Annotated in this window: 24 protein-coding genes; 8 read left to right on the plus strand and 16 right to left on the minus strand. The window is 59.8% G+C overall.

The window, feature by feature from the left end; genetic code table 11:
• Positions 1 to 12 precede the first annotated feature (12 nt).
• The 5 genes from AC2FLX_RS15255 to AC2FLX_RS15275 all read right to left on the minus strand — a co-directional run bounded on the left by AC2FLX_RS15255 (position 13) and on the right by AC2FLX_RS15275 (position 5,348).
• Positions 13 to 1,344 carry an aminotransferase family protein gene (locus AC2FLX_RS15255; protein WP_496810869.1) on the minus strand — a complete coding sequence of 444 codons (1,332 nt, stop codon included), beginning with the start codon at positions 1,342 to 1,344 and terminating at the stop codon, positions 13 to 15.
• On the minus strand, positions 1,341 to 2,414 hold the full coding sequence (locus AC2FLX_RS15260; protein WP_496810868.1) for an ABC transporter ATP-binding protein: 1,074 nt from the start codon (positions 2,412 to 2,414) through the stop codon (positions 1,341 to 1,343). Before AC2FLX_RS15260 ends, AC2FLX_RS15255 begins: the two co-directional genes overlap by 4 nt.
• 66 nt (positions 2,415 to 2,480) lie before the next feature.
• On the minus strand, positions 2,481 to 3,650 hold the full coding sequence (locus AC2FLX_RS15265; protein WP_496875460.1) for an ABC transporter substrate-binding protein: 1,170 nt from the start codon (positions 3,648 to 3,650) through the stop codon (positions 2,481 to 2,483).
• A 26-nt stretch (positions 3,651 to 3,676) separates the two neighbouring features.
• Positions 3,677 to 4,468 (minus strand): ABC transporter permease, encoded by a 792-nt coding sequence (locus tag AC2FLX_RS15270; RefSeq protein ID WP_496811491.1) that lies wholly within the window; start codon positions 4,466 to 4,468, stop codon positions 3,677 to 3,679.
• A gap of 7 nt (positions 4,469 to 4,475) precedes the next feature.
• Positions 4,476 to 5,348: an ABC transporter permease gene (locus AC2FLX_RS15275; protein WP_496811490.1), complete on the minus strand. Its 873-nt coding sequence runs from the start codon at positions 5,346 to 5,348 to the stop codon at positions 4,476 to 4,478.
• An 88-nt stretch (positions 5,349 to 5,436) separates the two neighbouring features.
• On the opposite strand from AC2FLX_RS15275, the gene AC2FLX_RS15280 reads away from it, so the two are divergent.
• Complete coding sequence (locus AC2FLX_RS15280) at positions 5,437 to 6,402, plus strand: LysR family transcriptional regulator (RefSeq protein WP_496811489.1); 966 nt, start codon at positions 5,437 to 5,439, stop codon at positions 6,400 to 6,402.
• Positions 6,403 to 6,499: 97 nt separating this feature from the next.
• Here the strand turns inward: AC2FLX_RS15280 and AC2FLX_RS15285 are convergent, their stop codons facing one another.
• Positions 6,500 to 6,976, minus strand: coding sequence for a MarR family winged helix-turn-helix transcriptional regulator (locus AC2FLX_RS15285; protein ID WP_496875461.1), 477 nt, complete (start codon positions 6,974 to 6,976; stop codon positions 6,500 to 6,502).
• 205 nt (positions 6,977 to 7,181) lie between these two features.
• On the opposite strand from AC2FLX_RS15285, the gene AC2FLX_RS15290 reads away from it, so the two are divergent.
• From AC2FLX_RS15290 to AC2FLX_RS15300, 3 genes are read left to right on the plus strand one after another with little or no spacing between them, the layout of a single operon-like run.
• Positions 7,182 to 7,712, plus strand: a complete 531-nt coding sequence (locus tag AC2FLX_RS15290) for a GNAT family N-acetyltransferase (protein WP_496809935.1) — start codon at positions 7,182 to 7,184, stop codon at positions 7,710 to 7,712.
• A 2-nt stretch (positions 7,713 to 7,714) separates the two neighbouring features.
• On the plus strand, positions 7,715 to 8,131 hold the full coding sequence (locus tag AC2FLX_RS15295; protein ID WP_496809934.1) for a helix-turn-helix domain-containing protein: 417 nt from the start codon (positions 7,715 to 7,717) through the stop codon (positions 8,129 to 8,131).
• 44 nt (positions 8,132 to 8,175) lie between these two features.
• Positions 8,176 to 8,406: a helix-turn-helix domain-containing protein gene (locus AC2FLX_RS15300; RefSeq protein ID WP_496809933.1), complete on the plus strand. Its 231-nt coding sequence runs from the start codon at positions 8,176 to 8,178 to the stop codon at positions 8,404 to 8,406.
• 2 nt (positions 8,407 to 8,408) lie between these two features.
• Here AC2FLX_RS15300 and AC2FLX_RS15305 read toward each other — a convergent pair whose 3' ends face one another.
• Positions 8,409 to 9,782, minus strand: a complete 1,374-nt coding sequence (locus AC2FLX_RS15305; protein ID WP_496809932.1) for an aspartate aminotransferase family protein — start codon at positions 9,780 to 9,782, stop codon at positions 8,409 to 8,411.
• Positions 9,783 to 10,015: 233 nt separating this feature from the next.
• Between AC2FLX_RS15305 and AC2FLX_RS15310 the strand changes: the two genes are divergently transcribed.
• A complete protein-coding gene (locus AC2FLX_RS15310; RefSeq protein WP_496809931.1) occupies positions 10,016 to 10,879 on the plus strand; it encodes a DMT family transporter in 864 nt (287 codons plus the stop codon).
• Between the two features lie 5 nt (positions 10,880 to 10,884).
• Here the strand turns inward: AC2FLX_RS15310 and AC2FLX_RS15315 are convergent, their stop codons facing one another.
• The 8 genes from AC2FLX_RS15315 to AC2FLX_RS15350 are packed head-to-tail and all read right to left on the minus strand — an operon-like array spanning position 10,885 to position 17,838.
• Entirely contained in the window at positions 10,885 to 12,039 is a 1,155-nt protein-coding gene (locus AC2FLX_RS15315; RefSeq protein ID WP_496809930.1) for a M24 family metallopeptidase, read from the minus strand.
• A 10-nt stretch (positions 12,040 to 12,049) separates the two neighbouring features.
• Entirely contained in the window at positions 12,050 to 12,796 is a 747-nt protein-coding gene (locus tag AC2FLX_RS15320) for a nitrilase-related carbon-nitrogen hydrolase (RefSeq protein ID WP_496809929.1), read from the minus strand.
• Positions 12,797 to 12,804: 8 nt separating this feature from the next.
• A complete protein-coding gene (locus tag AC2FLX_RS15325; protein WP_496809928.1) occupies positions 12,805 to 13,788 on the minus strand; it encodes a cyclodeaminase in 984 nt (327 codons plus the stop codon).
• Positions 13,778 to 14,785 carry a hydroxyectoine utilization dehydratase EutB gene (gene eutB, locus AC2FLX_RS15330; protein WP_496809927.1) on the minus strand — a complete coding sequence of 336 codons (1,008 nt, stop codon included), beginning with the start codon at positions 14,783 to 14,785 and terminating at the stop codon, positions 13,778 to 13,780. The genes AC2FLX_RS15325 and eutB overlap by 11 nt, the downstream gene beginning before the upstream one ends.
• Before the next feature lie 3 nt (positions 14,786 to 14,788).
• Positions 14,789 to 15,601, minus strand: coding sequence for an ectoine/hydroxyectoine ABC transporter ATP-binding protein EhuA (gene ehuA / locus AC2FLX_RS15335; RefSeq protein WP_496809926.1), 813 nt, complete (start codon positions 15,599 to 15,601; stop codon positions 14,789 to 14,791).
• Complete coding sequence (gene ehuD, locus AC2FLX_RS15340) at positions 15,601 to 16,269, minus strand: ectoine/hydroxyectoine ABC transporter permease subunit EhuD (protein ID WP_496809925.1); 669 nt, start codon at positions 16,267 to 16,269, stop codon at positions 15,601 to 15,603. Before ehuD ends, ehuA begins: the two co-directional genes overlap by 1 nt.
• Before the next feature lie 3 nt (positions 16,270 to 16,272).
• Positions 16,273 to 16,938 (minus strand): ectoine/hydroxyectoine ABC transporter permease subunit EhuC, encoded by a 666-nt coding sequence (gene ehuC / locus AC2FLX_RS15345; RefSeq protein ID WP_496809924.1) that lies wholly within the window; start codon positions 16,936 to 16,938, stop codon positions 16,273 to 16,275.
• A 60-nt stretch (positions 16,939 to 16,998) separates the two neighbouring features.
• Positions 16,999 to 17,838: a transporter substrate-binding domain-containing protein gene (locus AC2FLX_RS15350; RefSeq protein WP_496809923.1), complete on the minus strand. Its 840-nt coding sequence runs from the start codon at positions 17,836 to 17,838 to the stop codon at positions 16,999 to 17,001.
• A 177-nt stretch (positions 17,839 to 18,015) separates the two neighbouring features.
• On the opposite strand from AC2FLX_RS15350, the gene AC2FLX_RS15355 reads away from it, so the two are divergent.
• The 3 genes from AC2FLX_RS15355 to AC2FLX_RS15365 are packed head-to-tail and all read left to right on the plus strand — an operon-like array spanning position 18,016 to position 21,063.
• Entirely contained in the window at positions 18,016 to 19,200 is a 1,185-nt protein-coding gene (locus AC2FLX_RS15355; RefSeq protein WP_496809922.1) for a M24 family metallopeptidase, read from the plus strand.
• A 2-nt stretch (positions 19,201 to 19,202) separates the two neighbouring features.
• The gene (gene argE, locus AC2FLX_RS15360; protein ID WP_496809921.1) at positions 19,203 to 20,363 is read left to right on the plus strand and encodes an acetylornithine deacetylase; all 1,161 of its coding nucleotides are present in this window, start codon (positions 19,203 to 19,205) and stop codon (positions 20,361 to 20,363) included.
• On the plus strand, positions 20,356 to 21,063 hold the full coding sequence (locus AC2FLX_RS15365; protein ID WP_496809920.1) for a GntR family transcriptional regulator: 708 nt from the start codon (positions 20,356 to 20,358) through the stop codon (positions 21,061 to 21,063). The genes argE and AC2FLX_RS15365 overlap by 8 nt, the downstream gene beginning before the upstream one ends.
• Before the next feature lie 396 nt (positions 21,064 to 21,459).
• Here the strand turns inward: AC2FLX_RS15365 and AC2FLX_RS15370 are convergent, their stop codons facing one another.
• Positions 21,460 to 22,314 carry a sterol desaturase family protein gene (locus AC2FLX_RS15370; protein WP_496754474.1) on the minus strand — a complete coding sequence of 285 codons (855 nt, stop codon included), beginning with the start codon at positions 22,312 to 22,314 and terminating at the stop codon, positions 21,460 to 21,462.
• Positions 22,315 to 22,322 lie beyond the last annotated feature (8 nt).

A 22,322-nucleotide genomic window follows, 5' to 3' on the forward strand; every position in this document is an offset into this window, starting at 1 on the left:
GGGCAGTCTCCTTCAGGCGACATTTGCAGGCAACTCGTCGAAGAACGTGCCGAGCGAGGCGTCGAGCAGCTCGATGATTTCATCGACCTGTTCGGGCGTGGTGATCATAGGCGGGCAGACCAGGAAGTGATCGCCGGAATAGCCGCTACGCGTGCGCCGCGAATAGATGATCAGGCCGTTTTCATAGGCGATCTCGACGAGGCGATTGTAGGCGTTGAGCTGTGCCGGCAGCGCGGTTTTGCTGTGGCGGTCTGCCATCAGCTCGAACGCCAGCAACAGACCTTTACCACGCACATCGCCAATGATCGGATAGCGCTGCATGAGCGCTTCGAGCCGCCCTTTGAGCAGTTCTCCGATCTCGGCAGCGTTCTGCGTCAGCCCCTCGGCTTCGATCTCTTCGATCACGGCAAGCCCCGCCGCACAGGCCAGCGGGTTACCCGCGTAGGTGTGCCCATGGGCAAAGCCCCCGGCGTCCAGCACCGCTTCGACCATGTAATCGCGCGCGATCATTGCGCCAAGCGGCACATAGCCGCCACCAAATCCTTTGGAGAGGCAGATGAGGTCTGGCGTTGTACCCCAGTGATCGGCACCGAAGAAGCGCCCGGTGCGCCCGCCGCCGCTCATCACCTCATCATGGATGAGCAGGACGCCATGACGCGTACAGATATCTCTGATGGCCTGCATGTAGCCAGCAGGCGGCACCAGCGCACCGGTGGAAGCCCCGCCGATGGGCTCTACGATAAAGGCCAGAACCGTTTCAGGCCCCTCGGCGACAATCATGTCTTCAAGCATTTGCGCGTAATGCTGACCTGTGGCGGGGTCATCGGGATCAAGCCCGTCGAGATAGGCACGTGGCGCAGGCACTTTGGGCATGGGGCGCATCATCGGGTCAAACGGCGCGGTAAGCGGGCCGTAGCCTGTCACAGCCAGCGCGCCCAGCGTGGAGCCATGATAGGACGGCGTTCGCGAGATCACCTTGAAGCGTTGCCCGTCGCCCTGGGCAAGTGCATATTGGCGGGCCATCTTGATGGCGCTCTCGGTCGCCTCGGACCCGCCGGAGACAAAGAACACGCGGTCCAGCCCCTCGGGGGCCAATGCGGCCGCCTTGTCCGCCAGTTTCTCGGAGGCCTCTGTTTTGAAATGCAGGCGATAGCCGAAGGTTGAGCTCTCCATCTGCTTTCGCATGGCGTCCAGAACGCGGGGGTTGGAATGGCCGATATTGCTGACCATCGCACCTGACGACCCATCGATATATCGTTTGCCGGATGTATCCCACAGGTAGATGCCCTCAGCCCTCTCAAGCGCGGGGCGCTCCAGGCGTGTTTGATAAAAGAGCCGGCTCACAAGGCACCCGATACGGGCAAGGCGCAGCAGGCGTCAGGATTGAGCTGGAGCGAGACGGAGTCGCCAACACCAAAGGGCGCTCCGTCAATCATGTTCATGGCTTGGAGCCTTGTTTCTCCGATACGCAGGAAATAGCGGGCAAGCTGGCCTTGATAGTCGACTGCGTCCACCTGTGCAGCCACGCCGTCCCCGCTTGCCGGAACCAGCTTGAGTTTTTCGGCGCGCACCATGAGCTTGGCGACAGGGCTATCCCCTAGCGTACCGGCATGACTGAGGGGCACGGGGGTACGCCCGAACTCCGGCGTCTCCAGCACGACATGATCGGCGGCGCGGGAGGCAACCTTGGCGTCCAGCAGGTTAGCGGCGCCCAGAAAGCCCGCCACAAATTCAGAGGCCGGTCTGTTGTAGACCGATTCGGGGGTGCCGATCTGTTCGATCTGGCCCGCGCTCATGACGATGATCTTGTCCGACATGGCGAGGGCTTCGGACTGATCGTGTGTGACGAAGATCGAGGTGACGCCGATGCGGTCTTGAATAGATTTCAGTTCAACGCGCATGTCCTCGCGCAGGTTGGCATCCAGCGCCGACAGGGGTTCATCCAGAAGCAACACGTCCGGTTCGATCACGATGGCGCGCGCCAACGCGATGCGCTGCTGCTGGCCACCGGACAACTGGCTGGGATAGCGGTCCTCGACGCCGGGCAGACGCACGATGTCGAGCGCCTCTGTCACCTTGCGCGCCACGTCCGCCTTTGGCACGTCGCGGTATTTCAGGCCAAAAGCGATGTTCTCGCCAATCGTCCGATGTGGAAACAGCGCATAGTTCTGAAACACGAGCCCCAGATTGCGCTTATGAATCGGCACATCGTTGATCCGCTTGCCACCGATCTGGATATCGCCGCTTGTGGGCGCTTCCAGTCCGGAGACCATGCGCAGGATAGTTGTCTTGCCGCAGCCCGACGGGCCAAGGAGCGTGGTGAACGAGCCTTCCTCGAAGACCACGTTGGCCTCTTTCACAGCCTGCACCGCGCCATAAGACTTCTGAATATCGACTAGTTCTACGCGCGCCATCAAAATCGTCCGTTTGTTATCGGGAAAAGGCGGGCCACCCTCCGGCGGCCCGCCCCGGTGACTGGATCAGCCGCCCTTCTGGACGCGGTTCCACTGTTTGCCTTGTTCCTTCTCGTGCGGGTTCCACGCCGACGGATCGCGGAAGACGAGACCTTCCAGCTTGCCGGTTGGGTCGAAGGCGGGCAGGCTTGTGACACCCTCGGGCATGTCCACCTTCGTCGGGTCGAGCGATGGCGGATATTTCTGACCCACGGCCACGGCAATGGCGGTTTCCGGTGCCAGCATGAAGTTCAGAAGTGCCTCGGCCTCTTCCATAGGCGAGCCCTTCATCACGAACATGGTTTCCATCCACGCCAAACCGTTGGGTGGATCCATGTAAGCGATCGGATGGCCCTGTGCCTGCAGCGCCGCGACACGGCCTGACCAGGCCTCGGTCACGTAGATCTCGCCTTTGGCTAGCAGGTCCATCAGCTCCGCGCCCGAGGACCAGTATTTCAGTACGAGGTCACGGTGCTCACGGGCCTTGTCCCAAACCGCGTCCCAGTCCTGAATGTCGTTCGGGTCCTGACCTGATTGCAGCGCGCCATACCAGGCCCGGTTGGCCCAGTCGCCGCCCCATCCGCCGATCTTGCCCTTCAGTTCGGGGTCGAGCAGCAGGTTGGCACCCAGCTCCATCGCCTTTTCCTTGCTCACATGCTCGGTGTTGTAGGCGATGCCAGTGGTGCCGTAGTCATAAGGCACGGCCGAAAGCCCATCCGGCGTGATCTTGCGGAACGGCTCCATCATCGCGGGCATCACGTTGGCGAGGTTGGGAATGTTCCCTTCGTTAAGCTTGACATGATAGCCGTTGTCTACCCAGCGTTTGTACCAGGTAATGCCAGAGCTGTGCAGGATGTTGTGCCCGTCCGTGCTACCGGCAGCTTTCACCTTGGTCAGCACCTCGTTTTCGCCGCCGAAGGTCGCGTCGATCACCTTGTTGCCGGTTTCGGCCTCATAAGGATCAAAGGCGTTCTTGCGCAGCGCCTCGGAGACGACGCCGCCCCAACCTTCGAAGTGCAATTCAGTGCCTGCGGCTCGGGCCTGAGTGGCCATCGTGGTCATAATGCCGCCCGAAAGACCGGCAGTAATCCCGGCCGAACCCAAAAGGCCAAAGAATGTCCTGCGATCCACATCGCCATTCCCCACGGCTTCGCGCAGGCGCTCGTAGCGGGTCACGCTGTCGATTTTCTTGGTCATTTATCGTCTCCCATGTTGTCGTTGGTTCAGATTTTTCGGCGTGAAAAGTACCGGGCCAATCCGCCCGCCAGTAGCGGAAGACCCACTGTGATGCAGATCATCACGAAACCCAGAGCGTTGATTTCCGGGCTGACGGAATTGCGGAGCATCCCGAAGATTTGTGTTGGTACCGTCTCCATTCCCGAAGGTCGCCAGAAGATGGTGGCGGTGATGTTGTCAAAAGATATGGTGAAGGCAAAAAGGGCACCCGCAAAGACCGCGGGCATCAGAAGCGGCAGGGTGATCTGGAAGAAGGTTTGAAGCGGGCTTGCGCCCAGGGATCGGGCCGCTTCCTCATAGTCTTTTCGGATGCCGATCAGCCGCGCTTGTACCACCAGAACCACGAAGGGCAGTGCGATGATCGAGTGCCCAATCAGCAGCAAGCCGAAGCTGCGCGGCATATGAAGCCAGCGCAGAAAGATCAGCAGACCGACCGCCAGCACAGTTTCCGGCACCAGAACTGGTGAGATCAGAAAAGTGGTAATCCATTGCTTGCCGCGAAACTGGTAGCGCACCAGCGCCATGCTGGCGAGGATACCCAGCGACGTGGCAATCAGCGCCGTCAGCAGCCCCAGCGACAGCGAGGTGCGCAACGCCCGCACGATGGCTTCGTTCTCCGCCAGTTTGTAAAACCAGCGCAGCGACAACCCTTCGATGGGAAACCCTCCGAATTGCGAAGAGTTGAACGCAAGGATCAGCACCACGACGATGGGCGCGAACATGAAGGCGTAGACCAGCAGGGTGTAGAATTTAAGCAATTTCCAGATGCGTGGTTTCATCTTGCCCCTATCCGAACGCTTTGGCGAGCTGGTTCATGCCCATCAGCCGACTGTAGAGGATGACCACGCTGCCCAAGAGAAACAGCAAAGTGAAAGAGAGCGTTGCGCCCATGGGCCAGTTAAGCTCGGTCACCACGGCGTCATAGACCAAATTGCCGAAGAGGAAATCGCTGGGCCCGCCAAGGATCAGCGGAGTGACATAGCTGCCGCCGGTCAAAACGAAAACCAGCAGCGATCCGGCGGCCAGACCCGGCAAGGACAAGGGTAACGTGACCTCCCGAAACGCCTGCCACGGGGTCGCGCCCAGCGTGCGCGCGGCGGGTTCGAGGTTCTCATCGATGCCTTCCAGACTGACGTAGACGTTGAGGATCATGTACGGCAGGAACACATGGATGAATCCCACGATCACAGTGAATTCGGTGTACATGATCTGGACCGGCAGATCGCCGAGGCCAAGCAGGTTCATCAACCCGTTCAGCGCGCCCTGATTGCCGAAGATGTGAATCCAGCTCAGCGTGCGGATGATGAAGCTGATCCAGAACGGCAGGATTAGAAGCAGCAGAAGCAGCCATTTATGCCGATACTTGGTCATCGCGATTACATAGGCCGGAATATAGCCCAGAACGGCGGCCAGCACCGTGACGATCAGCGACAGGCGAAGCGTTTTCCAGATCGCGGTATGGTAATAGCTATCGGTGAACAGCTCCTCCCAGTTGCCGATCTGGAACGCAGGCACATCCACGGCGAGGTCGATGTTTTCATAAAACGAGTAGACCAGGATGAACGCCATGGGGATCACAACAAGCACGGTGATGAACACCAGCGCAGGCGACAACAACAGCCAAGGACGGCGGTCGACAGGCATTTTTGCGTCTGACAAGGCTATTTCCCCCGATTGCAAAAACTATTGCATGCAGAGGGTGAATTGAGGAAATTGATAGCTTAAATATCGAGGATTGGTTTCGTTAATGTCTATTAGTATTGATGCAAAGTTCGTTTTCCAGCTGGACTGGAACCTGCTGCGGACCTTCCTTGTGATTGCCGAAGAGCAAAGCATCACCCTGGCGGCGCACAGGTTGTTGCGTGGGCAACCTTCGGTCAGCCTTGCGCTGAAGCGGCTCGAAACGGAACTGGGCTGTCGACTTGTCGATCGCGGGCATGGCACGTTCCGTCTGACCGCTGCAGGTCGTCGGCTTTACTCCGAGTGCAGTGACATGTTTAGCGGCGTTGGCAGGCTGCCCGAGGCCGTGCGCGAGGCGGTGAACGAAATCTCTGGCGAGATTCGCATCCTTCTGGCCAGCCATGTCGTCACCCCGCTTCTGGACGACCAATTGAAGGAACTTAGCCGCGACCATCCGAAAATCCGCTTCAATATCAGGATCGATACCAGCGCAAGAGTGATCCAGGCCGTGCGCGAACGAAACGCAAGCTTCGGTATTTGTCTGGTAAATCGCAAATTTCCGGACGTGGAGCACGATCTACTCTATCGGGAATTCTTTGGCTTCTATTGTGGCCCCTCACATCCGCTGTTCGGCAAAGACAAACTGAAAATGTCCGATTTGCGCGACTACCCGACCGTTTCTTTCGATACAGAGGACATCAACGATGCCCTGCGCCCGGTTGCATTGCTGCGTAGCAAATGGGGGCTGGACTACGATGTCGTCGGACGGTCCTCCCAGCTTGAGGAGGTGCGGCGCATGATCGAATGTGGATTGGGGATCGGATCCCTGCCGATCCATGTGATGGAACGAGACGTGGCCAGTGGACGTTTGTGGCGCCTGCCACCTTACGAAGACCCGCCAGAAGTAGATATTTATCTGGTGACGAACACAGCCAAGCGCCTCAACCGGGCCGAGGGCCTCATGATCCGCCGGCTCAAACAGGTTATTGCAGAGGCGCCGCTATCCGAACGTACCTACAAGACTGCCCCCTAAGACCTGGACGTTTTTTGCCAGCCGATTTCAGGACCTATCACACGTTTTGGGCACCAATACGGACAGAACCTTCATCCGCACCGGTTGCAGTCCTCCCCTACGATTGCTTGCGCAGATCGCCGGTTTCAAGGACTGGCGCGGCATCGAGTTCTTCTGCGTCCAGCATGGCTGCCACACGTTCGAGAGATGCGACCAGCATGGCTTGTTCCCAATCCTCCAGATCATGTAAGCGGCGGACAAAGCGCTGTTGCAGGGGATCGGGCGAGTTTTCGATGGTGCGGCGCCCAAGATCGGTGATGACGATGTCTGTCTGGCGGCGGTCGATCTGGGACTTCTCGCGCGTCACCATGCCATGGGACACCAGTTTGTCGACCAGAGCGGTAATGGTGGCCTGCGAGACGCGCATCCGAGACGAGATCGCCGTCGCGGTCGAATGGCCGGTTTCGCCCACCACTTGAAGCACCCGGAATTGCACCGCTGTCAGACCTGCGGATTTGGCGAGTTCACGCCCGAATATTTCGGTTGCCCTTAGAATGCGGCGCAGGGCCACCAGGCTGCTGTCTGTACGATCCATAGCCAATTGATGCGACAATCTGGCCGACCTTGTCCAGATTGCTGTGACTAATCAACGGATTGGCGAGGCGCTCTACTTTGTTAACTAAAGTAAATTTCTGAGATCGCCCCATAATTGGCTGCGTTTTTCCACTTAAAGCGCCGAAATTTGAAGTTTACGCCCCGATGTGGTACTTCGCATTCCAAAGTATTTAGGAGTAATGTCCATGAAACATCCGTTTGAGCTTTTCGAACAACCCATTCCCACCCTTCGCGCACCCAATGCACAAGACGAAGCCGGGATAAGCGCACTGTCCAAAGGTACAGGATCGGAAGGCATGGGTGACGTTCATGGCAGCCTGGTTGCAAACAGGTTTTCCCCAGAAACTTCCGTCGTGGCTGAACTGGATGGTGAACTGGTTGGATGGGCGTTGGCCTATGTTCTGCCTTTCGATCCCGAAACCCTGTTCATCTGGACCGTCGAAGTGAGTGAACCTGCCGAAGATACCGGGCTTTCGTCGCTGATGCTGGGGCATCTGATGCGCCAGGACGCCTGCTTGAATGTGACGCGCGTTCAGACGTGCATTCCGTCGGACGAGGAAGACAATTGGGCCCTGTTTCGGCGTTTCGCGAACTGGCAGCGTTCCAAGATGAAGATCGAGCCTTTCGTCACGCAGGCTCTGTTTCCGCAGACCCGGCACAAGAACCAGAACCTTGTGACAATCGAACTTGCAGCGGAATTGGCCGAAGCCGCTTGAGCATGGAAGATATCGAACCAACGACCTACTTTGGCGAGGAAATGGCGACCTTTGGCGACAGGATCACCGCTGCGCGTGAGGCGCAGAGCCTGTCTCAATCGGATTTTGCGCGCAAGCTCGGCGTCAAGCTGAAAACCGTCCAGAACTGGGAGGACGACCGCACCGAACCGCGTGCCAACAAGGCCCAGATGATGTCGGGCCTACTTGGGGTATCCATCAGTTGGCTTCTGAACGGCGAAGGAGATGGTATCCCGCCCCCCTTGGACAATACCGCACCTCTGGCCGACGGGGTGCAGGACATCCTTGATGAGCTTCGACAGTTGCGCTCGGACATGTCACAGAAAGCGCAACGCATCGGACGTATCGAGAAAAAACTGCGATCAGCGCAGCGACAAAAAAGAGAATCCCGGCACGCTTGAGCGGAGGTCGGGCAAAACGCCCAACTGAGGCAAGGAGCACGATCATGAATGCCGATGTCGAGACGTCGCAAAAGCAAAAGCCGCTTGAACCCCGAGCCGTGCGGCAAAAGGCGGAACTTTCGGAAGAAGACATGGCTAGCCTGATGGGCATGAGTACCAATGGCTATCGTCTTTGGGAGAACGGGCAGCGTCGACCAGGTGGTCCGGCCTTCAAGCTCTTGGGTCTCATGGCAAGCGATCCGGAGGCGACCGTGCGCCGCCTCCGAAGCCTTTAGCTTTAGCCGCCCAGGACAGACCTCACCGCACGCGCCGTCTTGTCGGCGATCTCGTCGGCTTGCAGCTTCGTGAGGCAAAACGGCGGCGCGAAACCCAGGATGTCGCCCTGGGGCATGGCCCGCGCGATCACGCCTTCCTCCAGCAAGGCCGCCGCAATGCGGGGGCCTACCTTTTCGCCCGCGTCGAAGAACCTGTGGGCGTCACGGTCAGCTACGAATTCAACGGCGGCGAGCATGCCTTCGCCCCGGACGTCTCCGACCTGTGCATGGGCACCTACCGTGTCCTTCAGGGCGGCGTTCAGATAGGCACCGGTTTCGCCTGCGTTGGCGACAAGGTTTAATTCGTCGATCAGGCGCAGATTGGCCACACCCGCCGCAGCGCCGATGGGATGGGCGGAATAGGTCCAGCCATGGCCGATGGGGCCGTTTTCGTGCGTGCCCTGTTCCAGGACAGCCCAGACTTTGTCCGAGACGATGGAACCGGAAAGCGGCGCATAGGCCGAGGTCAGTCCCTTGGCGATGGTGATGATGTCAGGGCGAATGCCGTAATGTTCTGATCCGAACATGGTGCCCAGACGTCCAAACCCGGTGACCACCTCGTCGGCGATCAAAAGGATGTCGTGGCGGTCCAGAACCTCTTGAATGGCGTCCCAATATCCGGCGGGCGGCGGTACGATGCCGCCGGTGCCCAGGACCGGCTCGCCGATGAAGGCCGCAATGGTATCGGCGCCTTCGCGTTCGATCAGGGCTTCAAGTTCCGCCGCACAGTGGGCCGAAAACGCCTCTTCGCTCATGTCTCGATCTGACCGGCGGAAGTAATATGGCGCTTCGGTGTGGATCACCTGCGTCAGTGGTAAGTCGAACTTCTTGTGGAACAACTCCAGCCCGGTCAGCGACCCGGTCATCAGGCCCGATCCGTGATAGCCGCGCCAGCGCGAGATGATCTTTTTCTTCTCGGGTCGGCCCAGGATATTGTTCATGTACCAGACCAGCTTGATGTTGGTCTCGTTCGCGTCTGAGCCTGACAGGCCGAAATAGACCTTCGACATGTTCGAAGGCGCACGGTCCAGCACCATCTTGGCGAGCGTGATCGAGGCCTCTGTGCCGTGCCCCACATAGGAGTGGTAATAAGCCAGCTCGCGGGCCTGATCCGCGATCGCCTCAGCAATCTCGGGGCGGCCGTAGCCGACGTTCACGCAATAGAGCCCGGCGAAGGCATCCAGAAGGCGGTTGCCGTCACGATCTTCGATATGGCATCCGCTGCCGCCGGTCACGATCCGGTTCGGCAGATCACCGCGGGCGAATTGGGCCAAGTGGGTAGAGGGGTGGAAAAAGTTCTCGCGATCCCAGGCGTCAAGCTGGTCGTTTCTGAGCATGGCTCACCTATTGTCTGGGCGGGCGCGCCGCCGGTTGCAGATCAGGAAGCCTGTCGCGCAAGTGATCCCGGCAAAATGGCCATGGATCGAACGGTCAAGCTCCGCTCTTCCCAGGCAGCAGCGCGCAATGCCTTTATTGCTTGGGATAGGTGAATATTACCGCAAAGCGGTGGCGGGTGCCACTGGCGTTTCTGGGGCACTCTGGTAATGCGATTGGACGGGGTAGTGAAAAGATGAACGACCATCTGAAAGGGCTGATTGTCACCACGCTGGGCATCTTGCTGGTCGTGCCGGATTCGCTTTTCGTCCGCCTGATCGAGGCCGAACCCATGGTCACCGCTTTCTGGCGGGGTCTGACTGCTGGGTGTCTGGTTCTTGCCGTCCTTCTCGCGGTTCAGGGAACGCGCGGGTTTCGCGCCGTTTTGGCCACCGGCTGGCCGGGGGTGATCTATACCGCGCTGATCGGGACCACGGCCCCCGCCTTCGTGCTGGCGGTCACGCAAACGAGCGTGGCCAACGTGGTCTTCATCTTCGCTTCGATGCCCGTCTTTGCCGCCGCTTTCAGCCGGATCTTTCTGGGCGAGCCGATCCGGTTGCGGATGGCGCTGACCATGGCAGTGGTGATTTTCGGACTGGGGGTTATCGCGTATGGGTCGGGCGAAAACGAGATCGCCTCTTGGAAGGGCGACATCTGGGCGCTTTATGTCTCGGCGGCCTTTGCTGCCGCGTTGACCGCCGTACGCAGAGTCAAGGCGACCTCGATGATCCCGGCCATTCCCTTTGCCTATATCGGGGCCGCCTGCCTGCTGGCCCCCTTCGCCGCACCGATGGAGGCCTTCGCCCCACAATGGCCGCTGTTCCTTGGGCATGGCGCCTTCATTGGTGCCGCCTCTTGCCTTTTGGCCCTGGGGCCACGCTATATCAGTTCGGCCGAAGTCTCCCTATTGGTCCTGCTCGAATCTGTCCTCGCTCCGATCCTTGTCTGGGCCGTGATCGGGGAAGACCCCGGCCCATGGGCGCTGACGGGCGGTGCCATCGTCATCGGCGCGCTGGTGGTGTGGAACGTGGTGAGCATGGTACATCAGAGGACAGGATAGCCCGTTCAAGCAACCACATTCGGCCCCATGGGTGTCTTGGTAAGAACTTCCGCTCCATCCGGGCCCAACAGCACGCAGTTCGAGACGAAATAATCGCCCCGGCCGGTTTCGGTGAACCAGGACATGGCGTGAAAAGTCATACCTTCTTTGATCTCCAGATCGCTGTCATGGCGGAGGCCTGTCACTTTGTTGCCCCCGGTCCAGGAAGGCGGGAAACCGATGCCGACCAGATAGCCGCAATGATGGCGCCGATACTCGGGCATGCCTGCCGCGTCGACCACGGCCTGCCAAGCGTCATAGACGTCGCGCGCTCTGACACCCGGCTTGAGGCCATCCAAAATGCCCTGGAACGCGCGTTTGGAAATTTCGGCCATCTCGGCGTCTTCGTCGCGGATGTGGCCCAGATGGACGAACCGGCCCATGGGTGCGTTGTAGCGCGAGACACAGCCCGCCACCTCCAGCATGACCTTTTCGCCCGCGCGATACACACCATCTCCCCAGCTTGTATGCTCTTCCGCAATCCGCGCCTCTGGCCGGATGAAAGGGCCAAACCCTGGCGGCGTGCCGCCTGCGCGGGTCATGGCAGCGAGGCATTCGGCGGCGACGTCGGCCTCCCGTGCGCCGTCGTGGATGGCGGCAATCGCGGCCTCGGTTCCGGCGTCGGCAGCCTTGGCGGCGGCCAGCATCAAATCCTGTTCCTCGGGTGATTTTACGAGGCGGAGCGTATCAACCAGCCCCGAGATGTTAACCCACTCGGCAGCCCCCAATTGCTCGAACAACTCCTGCCCGGCTTGATAGGTGAAACCTGAGGTCTCGACCTCGAACCCCATTCGTTTGCCAGCTATTCCGAGCGCGACAAGCTCGCCAGCCAGCTTGCCAGCGGCGCTTTCACTGTCACTGTGACCGGCGAACCGGGCGTTGCGTACCTGATTTTCGATGGTGACCCGTTCCATCTGGCGGGTAACCAAAACCATCTCGCCCGCTGCGGGCACGATCAGGTGCGTCGGTGCGAAATACCCCCAGTGATCCAGGCCGATCAGATAAAAAACGCTCTCGGGCTGGGACAGCACCGCGATATCAAGCCCGCGCGCTGCCATTTCAGAACGCAGTTTGTTCAGGCGGGTGGCAAGTTCTTCGTCGGAGAATGGATTTGCGTGCATAGAGTTTCCTTCAAAGCGCCGCGCAATCGCGCAGGTAGGGGAGCCGCATCCGGGCCTTGGCCACGGCTTTGGCATCGACTTCTGCCGTCAACATCTCCTCGCCGCGACCGGCGATGGCGACTTCGTCCCCGTCCGGTGCAACGATCCGACTGCCGCCCAGATATTCGTGCATCAACTCGCTACCGCCGTGGTTGGCATAGGCCAACCACAGCCCGTTTTCGAAGGCGCGGGCGGGAACGATGCGTTCCGCAACCACTGGCCATTGGGCGACAAGAGCGGTCGGTACAATCAGGAGGTCAGCACCTGCAAGTGCCGCGCCCCGCGCCGTTTCCGGAAACTCGATCTCGTAACAGATGGCAACAGCGATGCGCAATCCGGCCAGATCGAAATGGGTAGGAGCGTTCCCGTTTGCGAAGGAGTGTTCTTCAAAGCTGCCGGGTGAAGCGAGGCGTTTTCGGTGATTGGCCAGAAGGGTGCCGTCCGCACTGACCACCGCCGCCGCGTTATATGTCCGGTCTGCCGCTTCCGGGTAGCCAAAGGCGATTGCGATTTCATGACGTTTGGCCAGGGCTGAGAACGCGTCGAGATAGCATCCATCGCTGTGTTCGGCCAATGCTCCGTGACCGTTTTCGATGTGGTACCCCGTGGCGAACAGTTCCGGACAGACCACAAGGTCGAGCGTTTGCCCCTTCAATGCGCCCTCAAGACGCGACAGACGTTCATCCAAACCAAGGCTACCGCAGGCCGCTTGAAACACTCCGAGCCTCATGTGGAAATTACCGTGCCAGCCGCCCCCATGGCAGCGTAAACATGGGTTGCGATGGCTGTGTCCTGAGCGCCGGTGCCAGTGAGGTCTGCGATGGTTACAGCATCGTCGGATTGGCGCCCGGGGTGCTTGTGCGAAACGATTTCGCCCAGTTCTGGCGAATCCTTGGGAGCGATCCCCGCTGAGCGCGCCGCTTCTAACTCTCCCGAAACCTCGCATTGGCTCAGCCTGTCTGCGACGTAAAGGTCGCAGACGGCCAGTGCTCTCGGGTCAATTTCGTTCTTGCCGGTCTGGTCCGATCCCATGGCGGTGATATGGAGCCCCGGATGCATCCAATCGGACATCAGGACTGGGTCCCGCGCAGGCGTGGTCGTGACAACAAGTTGCGAGCGCTGAACCAATGCCTTTGCATCGGTGGTCACCTCCACCTCAATCCCGAGTTTTTCGGCCAAGTCCGCGGCGGTAGCCGCCGCTTTGCCGGAGTCGCGACCGTGCACCAGCACCCTCTGGAATGGGCGCACAAGATGCGCAGCCTCGACCTGCAAACGCGCCTGAACGCCAGTGCCGATCACGCCTGCCGTTGTCACCTCAGCCGGGGCCAGGTGGCGTGCCGCAACAGCGCCTGCCGCCGCCGTACGGATGTCGGTAAGATATCCGTTGTCGAGGAACACGGCCTCAACCAGCCCGGTCTTGGCAGAAAACAGGATCATCAAGCCGTTGAGGCTTGGTAGGCCCAGCTTTGGATTGTCGAAGAACCCGGGCGAGACCTTGATCGCGAAACCGTCGAAACCCGGGATATAGGCCGTCTTCACATCGACCTCACCGTTCGCCTCGGCCAGCTCCATCGACAGAATCGGCGGCATAACGACTTTGCCCGATGCCAGCGCCGCGAAAGCGCGCTCGATCACATCCACCGTTGTCAGGTCCAGAGCCACAACGTCACGCAACTCGGCCTCGGTCACGATACGGATGTCATTCGCCATAGCATTTGCCTTTCAAAGTGACATGACCGAGCACGATATCCTCACCCCCCATGATCCTGTGGAACATCTGCATATCGAGGTTGCGCCCGGTGATGATCGTGCCGACCGGCCCAGAGGGTTTGGGCAGCTTGCCCGCCAGTGTCGCGGCGATACCGACAACGCAAGCGCCTTCCGCAACGATCCGGTCTTCGAAGAACAGCACTTGCATGGCGTCGCGGATCTCGTCCTCGGTCACCAGAACGATTTCGTCCAGTTGGTTCCGGCAAAGCGGAAAACTCAGCTTGTTATCCAGCCCGATGCCGCCGCCCAGACTGTCGGCAAGGCTGGGCACCTCCTCGACTTCGACCGGGTGACCTGCCTTGATCGAGGCGTGCATGGCCGCACCCCGGTCCATCGAGATGCCGATGACCCTCACGCGCGGGTTGATCGACTTGGCGGCCACGGCAACGCCTGCCGCCAACCCTCCGCCAGAGAGAGGGACCAGAAGCGTATCAAGATCCGGCCGCGCCTCCATCATCTCCAAACCGATGGTGCCTTGGCCCGCGATCACCAGTGGGTCGTCGAATGGGGAGATTTCCACCAGCCCATCAGCCTCGACCAACCTTTGGCTTTCTGCCAGAGCATCGTCCTGCGATGTGCCGACAATCGCCACTTCGGCACCAAGCGCCCTGATCCCGTCGACTTTCGCTTGCGGCACCAGTTCCGACATGCAGATAACTGCCCGCATCCCGCGCTTGGCCGCCGCAAAGGCGACACCTCGGCCATGGTTGCCGGTGGAACAGCAGGTGACCCCTGCAGTGCCGCTTGGCAGGGTCATCACAGCGTTAAATGCCCCGCGCAGCTTGAACGCGCCAATGGGCTGCATGTTCTCAAGCTTCAAAAGGAAATCCTGCCCGCACCGCTTGGACATGAACGGCGAGGGCACGAAAGGCGTTGCATCGGCCACGCCCCGGATCACCTGTCGCGCGGCGAGGATGTCGGCCAACGAAACCGCCACGGATCAGTCCGCTGATTTGACCGCACTCAGGAACTGCCGTGTGCGTTCCCGTTGCGGATTGCCGAAGAGTTCTTTCGGTGTGGCCTGTTCCTCGATCTTGCCGCCATAGAAAAAGCAAACGCGGTCTGAGATGTCGGCGGCAAAGCCCATTTGATGGGTCACCATCATGATCGTCAGGTTGTGTTCCGCCACCAGGCGCTTAATTACTTCCGTCACTTCTCCAATGACTTCGGGGTCGAGTGCCGAGGTTACCTCGTCCAGCAACATTACCTTCGGGCGCATGGCCAGCGCACGTGCAATCGCCACGCGTTGCTGTTGCCCACCCGACAGGCGCGAGGGATGCTGATCCTTCTTGTCGATCAGCCCAACCATTTCCAACAGTTCCTCCGAGCGTTCCCGGGCGTCCTGTTTCGACAGCCCCAACACTTGCACCGGCCCCTCCATGCAGTTCTGCAACGCGGTCATATGCGGGAAGAGGTTGAAGTGTTGAAAGCACATGCCAATCGGTTCGCGGGCGTGGCGCAGGTATTTCTCGGACGCTGGCACGAGTTTGCCGCCCTTCACTTCATGCGTCAGCGGCTGGCCGTCGACATAGATCACGCCGCCCTGTATACGTTCGAGCATCAGCATGCGCAGCACGGTGGTTTTGCCTGAGCCTGACGGACCGATGATCGAGACCATTTCCCCTTCGGCGATATCAAGGCTCAGATCGTCGAGAACGGTTAGCGATCCATAGCGCTTGGTCACATGGGAAAACCGCACCATTGGGCGGTCGCCCGCGTCGAGCTCAAGGGGATAAGAGGAGAGGTCTTCCATCAGGTCATTCCCAGCTTCTTGCGCACCCAGCCTTCGAATGCCCGGATCAGCCCGGCAGAAGGGAGCGAGATGGCAAGGAATATCAGCCCGACCATCGTGTAGGGTTCCAGGAACCGATAGTGTTCGGATCCGATTGCGTTGGCCGCATGCATCAGTTCTGCCACCCCGATGACCGAGAGCATGGGCGTATCCTTGAAGATGCCCACCAGATAGTTGCCCATGCCCGCCAGGGCGGGCGGCAGGGCCTGCGGGATGATGATGCGGAAATAGGTGTCGCGGGTCGACATCGACAGCGACCGGCAGGCCTCCCACTGGCCCTTGGGGACAGAGTCGAGACCGCCCCGATAGACCTCGGAAAGATAGGCCGCATAGTGCAATCCGATGGCGATCATGCCGCTGGTCCATGGACTGAGGCGGATGCCGAATTGCGGGCCGACATAGAAAACAAAGAAGATTTGCAGGACCAGGGGCGTGGAGCGGATGAACTCGACAAACTCGCGCACGATGAAGGTCAGCAGGCGATAGGGCGTACGTTGCGCCAGGGCCAGTGCCAGTCCCAGCACGATGGCAATGGCATAGCCGCCACCCGCCGCCATCAGAGTGTTGAGCGTGGCCCAGCCAAGGCGTGGCAAGATCTCGATGGTAAAGTCCCACTTCCAGTCAAACATGGCTCAGGCCCTCCCCATCTTGCGGGCCATAACCGCTTCCAGCCAGCGCATGAACGGCGTCACGATCAGGCGGGCGAAGATGTAGTAGATGATCAGCGCCGTGCCGAAAGCCTGGGCCGACAGGAAGGTCGAGCCATTGATCTGCTTGGCTTCAAACATCAGGTCGGCAACGGAAATAAGTGAAACCAGCGCCGTGCCCTTCAAAAGCTCGATCAAAAGGTTGCCCCATGGCGGCAGCATGTTGACCAGGGCTTGTGGCAGGATGATCCGCCACATGCGTTTCGCGGGGCTCATCGACAGGGAATAGGCGGCCTCCCATTGTCCTTTCGGCACCGATTGAATGCCGCCCCGCACCAGTTCGGCGCCATAGGCCCCAAGGTTCAGTGCGACAGCAATGAAGCCAGCGGTAAACTTCTCCAGCGTTATTCCGAAAAGCGGCAGGACGAAGAATATCCAGTAAAGCTGGACCAAGAGGGAGGTGCCGCGAAAGACCTCGATGTAGACGACGGCGGGCGTGCGGATCGCTAGGTTGTTCGATAGTTTCATCAACCCGGCGATCAGCGCGAACAGGATGGCAAAAATCGCCGACAGGAAGAATTGCGCAGCCGTAATCAGGGTGCCGTCAATGAAACGAGCGCCATGCTCCCCCAGGAATTCCCAATATGTCATCTCTGCCCCCGCCCCGTTTGTCAAAAGGGCGGGCTATTTGCCCGCCCCTGACGATTTCGATCAGCGGTTGTTGCAGACCCATTCGGTGGACTTGTCGTCGGGAAGCGCGCCTTCGCCGTAGCCGTACTCGCCGACAGCCGCAAGCATCGCGTCAGACCCAAGATACTTGGCCTGTGCGGCGTTGAAAGCCGCTAGGAACTCAGTGTCGTCCTGGGCAAAGCCGATACCCACCCAGTTCAGCCCGTCAACTGGTTGCTTGCTGGCATCGCTCAACTCGACACCACCACCGGAATCCGCGACCAGAGAAGTGCCGGTAAAGTAGGTGACGGCACCCGCATCGGCGCGGCCCGCCTTCACGGCAGCCAGGATCTCGGTCGGGCCGGGAACTTCCATGATGTTGCTGGCTTCAACACCAGCGGCCTTGGCGACCTTGATGGTGTTATAGCCCGCACCGGTGACCATCACGGCACCTGCCGCAGCAACATCATCCATGTTGTGAAGGCCCTTGGGATTGCCCTCGGGCACGACAAAGATATCACCCACCTTGGCCATCGGCTCGGAGAAAGCGACGTTCTCGCAACGCTCTTTCAGGATGTACATGCCACCCGTAATGATGTCGAAACGGCCTGCCTTGAGACCGGGGATCAGCCCGCCCCAGTCGGTCACGACGGGTTCGATGTTGTCATAGCCCATCTCGCCCAGCACACCCAGCACATGGGCATTCACAAAGCCAAGGGGCGCGTTGTTTTCACCGGGATAAGCCCAGGGGACTTCGTTGGCAAAACCGATTCGGATGCTTTCACCGGCATTGATCCGATCCTGCAGCGGCCCGGCCAGCGCCGTGACCGCCGAAGCCGCCAGTGCCGCACCTGCCACCATCAGTGTTTTCATGTTCAACATGTTCCAAATCCTTCCTGTTGGTCCGTTTTTTGTTGACGCAATGCCGCGCCGGACATCAATGTTGTACACAACACCACGGCGCTGCGGATTCTGTCAAGGAAACGAGCCGGTATTTCGAGGAAACTCATCGCGCGGAAGGCCTGGGTGTCATGAGTTGTGCACAAGAAGGAGACGGGAATGCCGCTGGAACATGCTCCTTTTTCCAAGGTCGAGTACGATCGCCGGATCTCAAAGACCCGTGCAGCAATGGAAAAAGCCGGGATAGACGTTCTGTTTGCCACCGATCCCTCGAACCAGGCTTGGCTGACTGGGTACGATGGCTGGTCGTTCTATGTGCATCAAGGCGTGGTCCTGGGGCTGGAGAGCGATCCGATCTGGTGGGGCCGGATGCAGGACACCAACGGAGGGCGACGCACGGTCTGGATGGAGGACGATTGCGTTCAGGGCTATTCAGACCACTATGTGCAAAACCCCGCCGAGCATCCGATGGAGGACCTCGCAGCGCGTCTGCGCGATCTTGGCCATAGTGCAGGTCGCATCGGGGTCGAGATGGAGAACTATTACTATTCCGCCAAGGCCCACGCTGTGCTGGTGGCCGAACTGCCCGAGGCGGCATTCGTCGACGCCACCGCACTTGTGAACTGGCAACGGGCGGTAAAGTCGGACGAGGAAATCGCCTTTATCCGTAAGGCCGCGAAGATTTCGGAAATGATCGCCACGCTGGCGCTTGAACGCGCCGAACCTGGCATGAAGAAAAACGAGCTAGTCGGTGATATTCTGCAGGCCGGTGCCTACGGAGTAGGCGACGCCTGGGGCGATTATCCCGCCATCGTACCACTGACGCCCTCGGGCGCCGACGCCGCCGCGCCACATCTGACCTGGAACGGCAACGAGATGAAGGCTGGCGAAGGTACTTTCTTCGAGCTGTCCGGCTGCTATCGCCGCTACCACGCACCGCTTTGCCGCACGGTTTTCCTCGGCACGGCGCCACAAAAGATGCTGGACGCGTCAGAGGCCCTGACTGCTGGTCTGGAAGCGGGGATCGAAACGGCACGCCCCGGAAATGTCGCGGGCGATGTGGCCCGCGCGATGAACGCCGAGCTTGCCAAGGTCGGCATCGACCGGGGCGGACGTTGTGGCTACCCCATCGGGCTGTCCTATCCGCCTGATTGGGGCGAACGATCTTATTCGATCCGTCCTACGGATGAGACCGAGTTGAAACCCGGCATGACCTTCCATTTCATGCCCGGCCTCTGGATGGACGATTGGGGGTTGGAGACAACCGAAACCTTGCTTATTCGCGACAGCGGCGCGGCAGAGGCGCTTTGCAACGTGGATCGCAAGCTGTTCGTGAAGGATTAGGATTGGCAAGTCTCGACCAGACGCGCGCCCTTCTTGGCGAATTCATTGCCCAACCCACGGTTTCTGCCGACAGCAACCTCGGCATGATTGCCGATATCGCCCAGCGGCTTGGCGACACCGGTGCGCATGTCGATCTTCAAACCTCGCCGGATGGGCGAAAGGCCAATCTTTTCGCAACCCTTGGTCCCGAAGAACCCGGTGGCATCGTGCTGTCAGGGCATTCCGATGTTGTGCCAGTCGAGGGGCAGGATTGGTCAAGCGATCCATTCCAGATGGTCGAGCGCGATGGTCGACTTTACGGGCGGGGCGCATGTGACATGAAAGGGTTCATCGCGGCGGTTGTCGCCAAGGCACCCGATTTTGCCGCGCTCTCTCTGACAAGGCCCGTCCATTTCGCCTTCACATATGACGAGGAAATCGGCTGTCTCGGAGCACAGGCCCTGATGGGGTGGCTGAGAGACCATAGCATCCAGCCCAGGCTTGCCATCATCGGGGAACCGACAATGATGCGCGTGATCGAGGGGCACAAGGGGTGCTGCGAATACACCACGCGTTTCCATGGACTTGCGGGGCATGGATCCGATCCGGACCGAGGGGTCAATGCGGTAGAATACGCTGTGCGCTATGTTGCGCGGCTGATGGAACTGGGCGAAGCACTGAAGCCGCGTACACCGCAACACAGCCGTTTCGACCCTCCCTGGACCACGATTAACACCGGGTCTTTGACTGGCGGCCACGCGCATAATGTGATCCCGGAAGAGGCGAAAGTCGAATGGGAATTTCGCCCGGTGCAAGCCTCGGACTTTTCTTTCGTCAAATCCGAGGTCGAGGACTACGTTGCCTCGGTCCTCCTGCCCGCCATGAAAAAAGTCAGCCCCGGTGCGAGCATCACAACCGAGGTCATGGGCGAGGTCGCAGGGCTTGAGCCCGCAACGGAAAACGAAGCCCGCGATGTCCTTTTGGAACTGACGGGCGCAAACCGCGCAGACGTCGTGCCTTTTGGAACCGAAGCCGGGCTATATGCATCGCTTGGAATGTCGACGGTCATCTGCGGGCCAGGGTCGATCGAACAGGCGCACAAGCCCGACGAGTACCTCGCCCTCGACCAACTGCAAATGTGCCTCGACATGCTGGATGGGTTGGAAAGGCGGATCCATGGGTGAACTGCCACCCAGAGAGATTTCGAAGTCGGCACCCGGTGCGGCGGTGCGCGAACGCTATGCAAAAATCCATGTCGAACTGCGCAAACGCATTTGTCTTCTGGACTACCCGCCTGGCAACCGACTGTCGGAAGAAGCGATCGCCACCGAATTTGGGACCAGTCGAACTCCGATCCGACAGGTATTGGCGAGATTGGAGGGCGAAGGGCTCGTCAAATCCGTTCACGGTGTCGGAACCTTCGTCACCGATGCCGACATCCATGAACTTGAGCAGGCCTACAGGCTCCGTGTCGAACTTGCAGGGTTGACCCGCGAACTTTCGCCACTTTCACCGGATGCTGACCTGATGGACGAATTCCGGGCCCTGCGCGCGCGCAGCAAGGAAATGCTAACTTCCGGCGATCCCAGGACGTTCACGCAGCTCGACATGGACCTATTCGAAGCTCTGATGAAACTGACTGGGAATGCACCGTTGCGCGAAATCTGCCAGCGGCTGTACTATGCCACGAAGCGGATCTGGATCAAATCCGCCGTTGCCGCGGAACTGGACCTTCACGAAGAATACTACATGTTCGACCGGGAGCTTGAGGATGTTATCTCTGCCCTGGAAATCGGGGATCTGGAAGCGCTCGGCAGCATTCAAAAGGCGCATATCTCGATGAGCTTTCAGCGGCTTTTGGCCGCTTCATCGAAAGCGAACTGAGCGCGACCTGGATTGCAGCAGCTAGCCGCAGCTGAATAAGGCAGTAACGTCCTGCGAATGACCGCTTATGCGACCTACGCCGCTCCACAGCAACACCGGCGCCGCAAGAGCGAACGTATGCTGCGTCAGCAATAGCTGCATGCGCACAAGTCGGCTTAGTCCCGCAGTGTTCGCTTTCATCACCCTGAGGAACATAGTCTGCAATCGACCGAAAGCCGCCGAATGCATCCGCAGCGCCTACGCTGTGCGGCAATGTCGGCTCGGGGCTCTGACCGCCAGTCGGTGCGAGCCGCAGAGAACGACCATTCGCGTCGCGAGCAGCGAAATTTGTCGGGTAACCTCAGCGATTCTCGCAAATTTGGGCGCAAGGAATGCCTTGCCCCAAGTCGCCCAAGTTTATCTCGCCCGGTCCTTCACAGACATCTGTGGTTCCAGCGCACCGCCTCTGGCAGGGCCGCGCAACGGTTGGATCAGCATCCTGTCTATCCAGAGATCACGACGCGTGCGGAATTGCTCGATGCCTATATCCATCCCCTCGTGCCCCCTGATCGGCTGGGCGATGTAGGTGCCGAGCAGCCTGTCCCACCACGGCAGGTTGAACCCGAAGTTCGAGTTGGTCTCGCGTGGGTCAACCGAATGGTGGACGCGGTGCATGTCGGGGGTCACGACGAAGAGGCGCAGCACCCGGTCCACCGGGCGCGGCAGGTCGATGTTGGCGTGGTTGAAGAGCGCCGTGGCGTTAAGCATCACTTCGAACAGAAGCACCGCCACCGCAGGCGGGCCGAGCGCCGCGACAACTGCCAGCTTGATCCCCATCGAAATCAGGATTTCCAACGGGTGAAACCGCAGCCCTGTTGTCGCGTCGAAGTCGAGATCGGCGTGGTGCATCCGGTGCAGCCGCCAAAGCCCCGGCACCGCGTGGAACATGACGTGCTGGAGGTAGATCGCGAGATCGAGCAGCAGCATCGATACGACGACGGCAGCCCAGACCGGTATGTCGATGTTGTTGAACAAACCCCAGTCGCGCTCTTCGGCCATCACAGCAAGCGCGACCGCGAGGATCGGGAAGCTAAGCCGCAGGATCACTGTATCGAGCACCACGAGAGCCAGGTTGTTCGTCCAGCGGATAACGCGTGGGATCTCCCGACGTCTCCGTGGCGCCGCCACCTCCCACAGTGCCATGGCAACTAGGACGCCGAGAAAAGCGGCAAGGCGGATGGTCGGTTCGACAGCAAGGATGGTCTCGGACATGGGTCTTA

The organism is Ruegeria sp. YKSF57, assembly GCF_059612585.1.

Bases quoted from the DNA above. Each gene is read 5' to 3' on its own strand.
- AC2FLX_RS15295 (WP_496809934.1), top strand. From the start codon at position 7,715: ATGGAAGATATCGAACCAACGACCTACTTTGGCGAGGAAATGGCGACC.
- AC2FLX_RS15325 (WP_496809928.1), bottom strand. From the start codon at position 13,788: ATGGCGAATGACATCCGTATCGTGACCGAGGCCGAGTTGCGTGACGTT.
- ehuC (WP_496809924.1), bottom strand. From the start codon at position 16,938: ATGACATATTGGGAATTCCTGGGGGAGCATGGCGCTCGTTTCATTGAC.
- AC2FLX_RS15365 (WP_496809920.1), top strand. From the start codon at position 20,356: ATGGGTGAACTGCCACCCAGAGAGATTTCGAAGTCGGCACCCGGTGCG.
- AC2FLX_RS15355 (WP_496809922.1), top strand. From the start codon at position 18,016: ATGCCGCTGGAACATGCTCCTTTTTCCAAGGTCGAGTACGATCGCCGG.
- AC2FLX_RS15315 (WP_496809930.1), bottom strand. From the start codon at position 12,039: ATGCACGCAAATCCATTCTCCGACGAAGAACTTGCCACCCGCCTGAAC.
- AC2FLX_RS15290 (WP_496809935.1), top strand. From the start codon at position 7,182: ATGAAACATCCGTTTGAGCTTTTCGAACAACCCATTCCCACCCTTCGC.
- AC2FLX_RS15270 (WP_496811491.1), bottom strand. From the start codon at position 4,468: ATGAAACCACGCATCTGGAAATTGCTTAAATTCTACACCCTGCTGGTC.
- AC2FLX_RS15285 (WP_496875461.1), bottom strand. From the start codon at position 6,976: ATGGATCGTACAGACAGCAGCCTGGTGGCCCTGCGCCGCATTCTAAGG.
- AC2FLX_RS15350 (WP_496809923.1), bottom strand. From the start codon at position 17,838: ATGTTGAACATGAAAACACTGATGGTGGCAGGTGCGGCACTGGCGGCT.
- AC2FLX_RS15305 (WP_496809932.1), bottom strand. From the start codon at position 9,782: ATGCTCAGAAACGACCAGCTTGACGCCTGGGATCGCGAGAACTTTTTC.
- ehuA (WP_496809926.1), bottom strand. From the start codon at position 15,601: ATGGAAGACCTCTCCTCTTATCCCCTTGAGCTCGACGCGGGCGACCGC.
- ehuD (WP_496809925.1), bottom strand. From the start codon at position 16,269: ATGTTTGACTGGAAGTGGGACTTTACCATCGAGATCTTGCCACGCCTT.
- AC2FLX_RS15280 (WP_496811489.1), top strand. From the start codon at position 5,437: ATGTCTATTAGTATTGATGCAAAGTTCGTTTTCCAGCTGGACTGGAAC.
- AC2FLX_RS15300 (WP_496809933.1), top strand. From the start codon at position 8,176: ATGAATGCCGATGTCGAGACGTCGCAAAAGCAAAAGCCGCTTGAACCC.
- AC2FLX_RS15265 (WP_496875460.1), bottom strand. From the start codon at position 3,650: ATGACCAAGAAAATCGACAGCGTGACCCGCTACGAGCGCCTGCGCGAA.
- AC2FLX_RS15260 (WP_496810868.1), bottom strand. From the start codon at position 2,414: ATGGCGCGCGTAGAACTAGTCGATATTCAGAAGTCTTATGGCGCGGTG.
- AC2FLX_RS15370 (WP_496754474.1), bottom strand. From the start codon at position 22,314: ATGTCCGAGACCATCCTTGCTGTCGAACCGACCATCCGCCTTGCCGCT.
- AC2FLX_RS15310 (WP_496809931.1), top strand. From the start codon at position 10,016: ATGAACGACCATCTGAAAGGGCTGATTGTCACCACGCTGGGCATCTTG.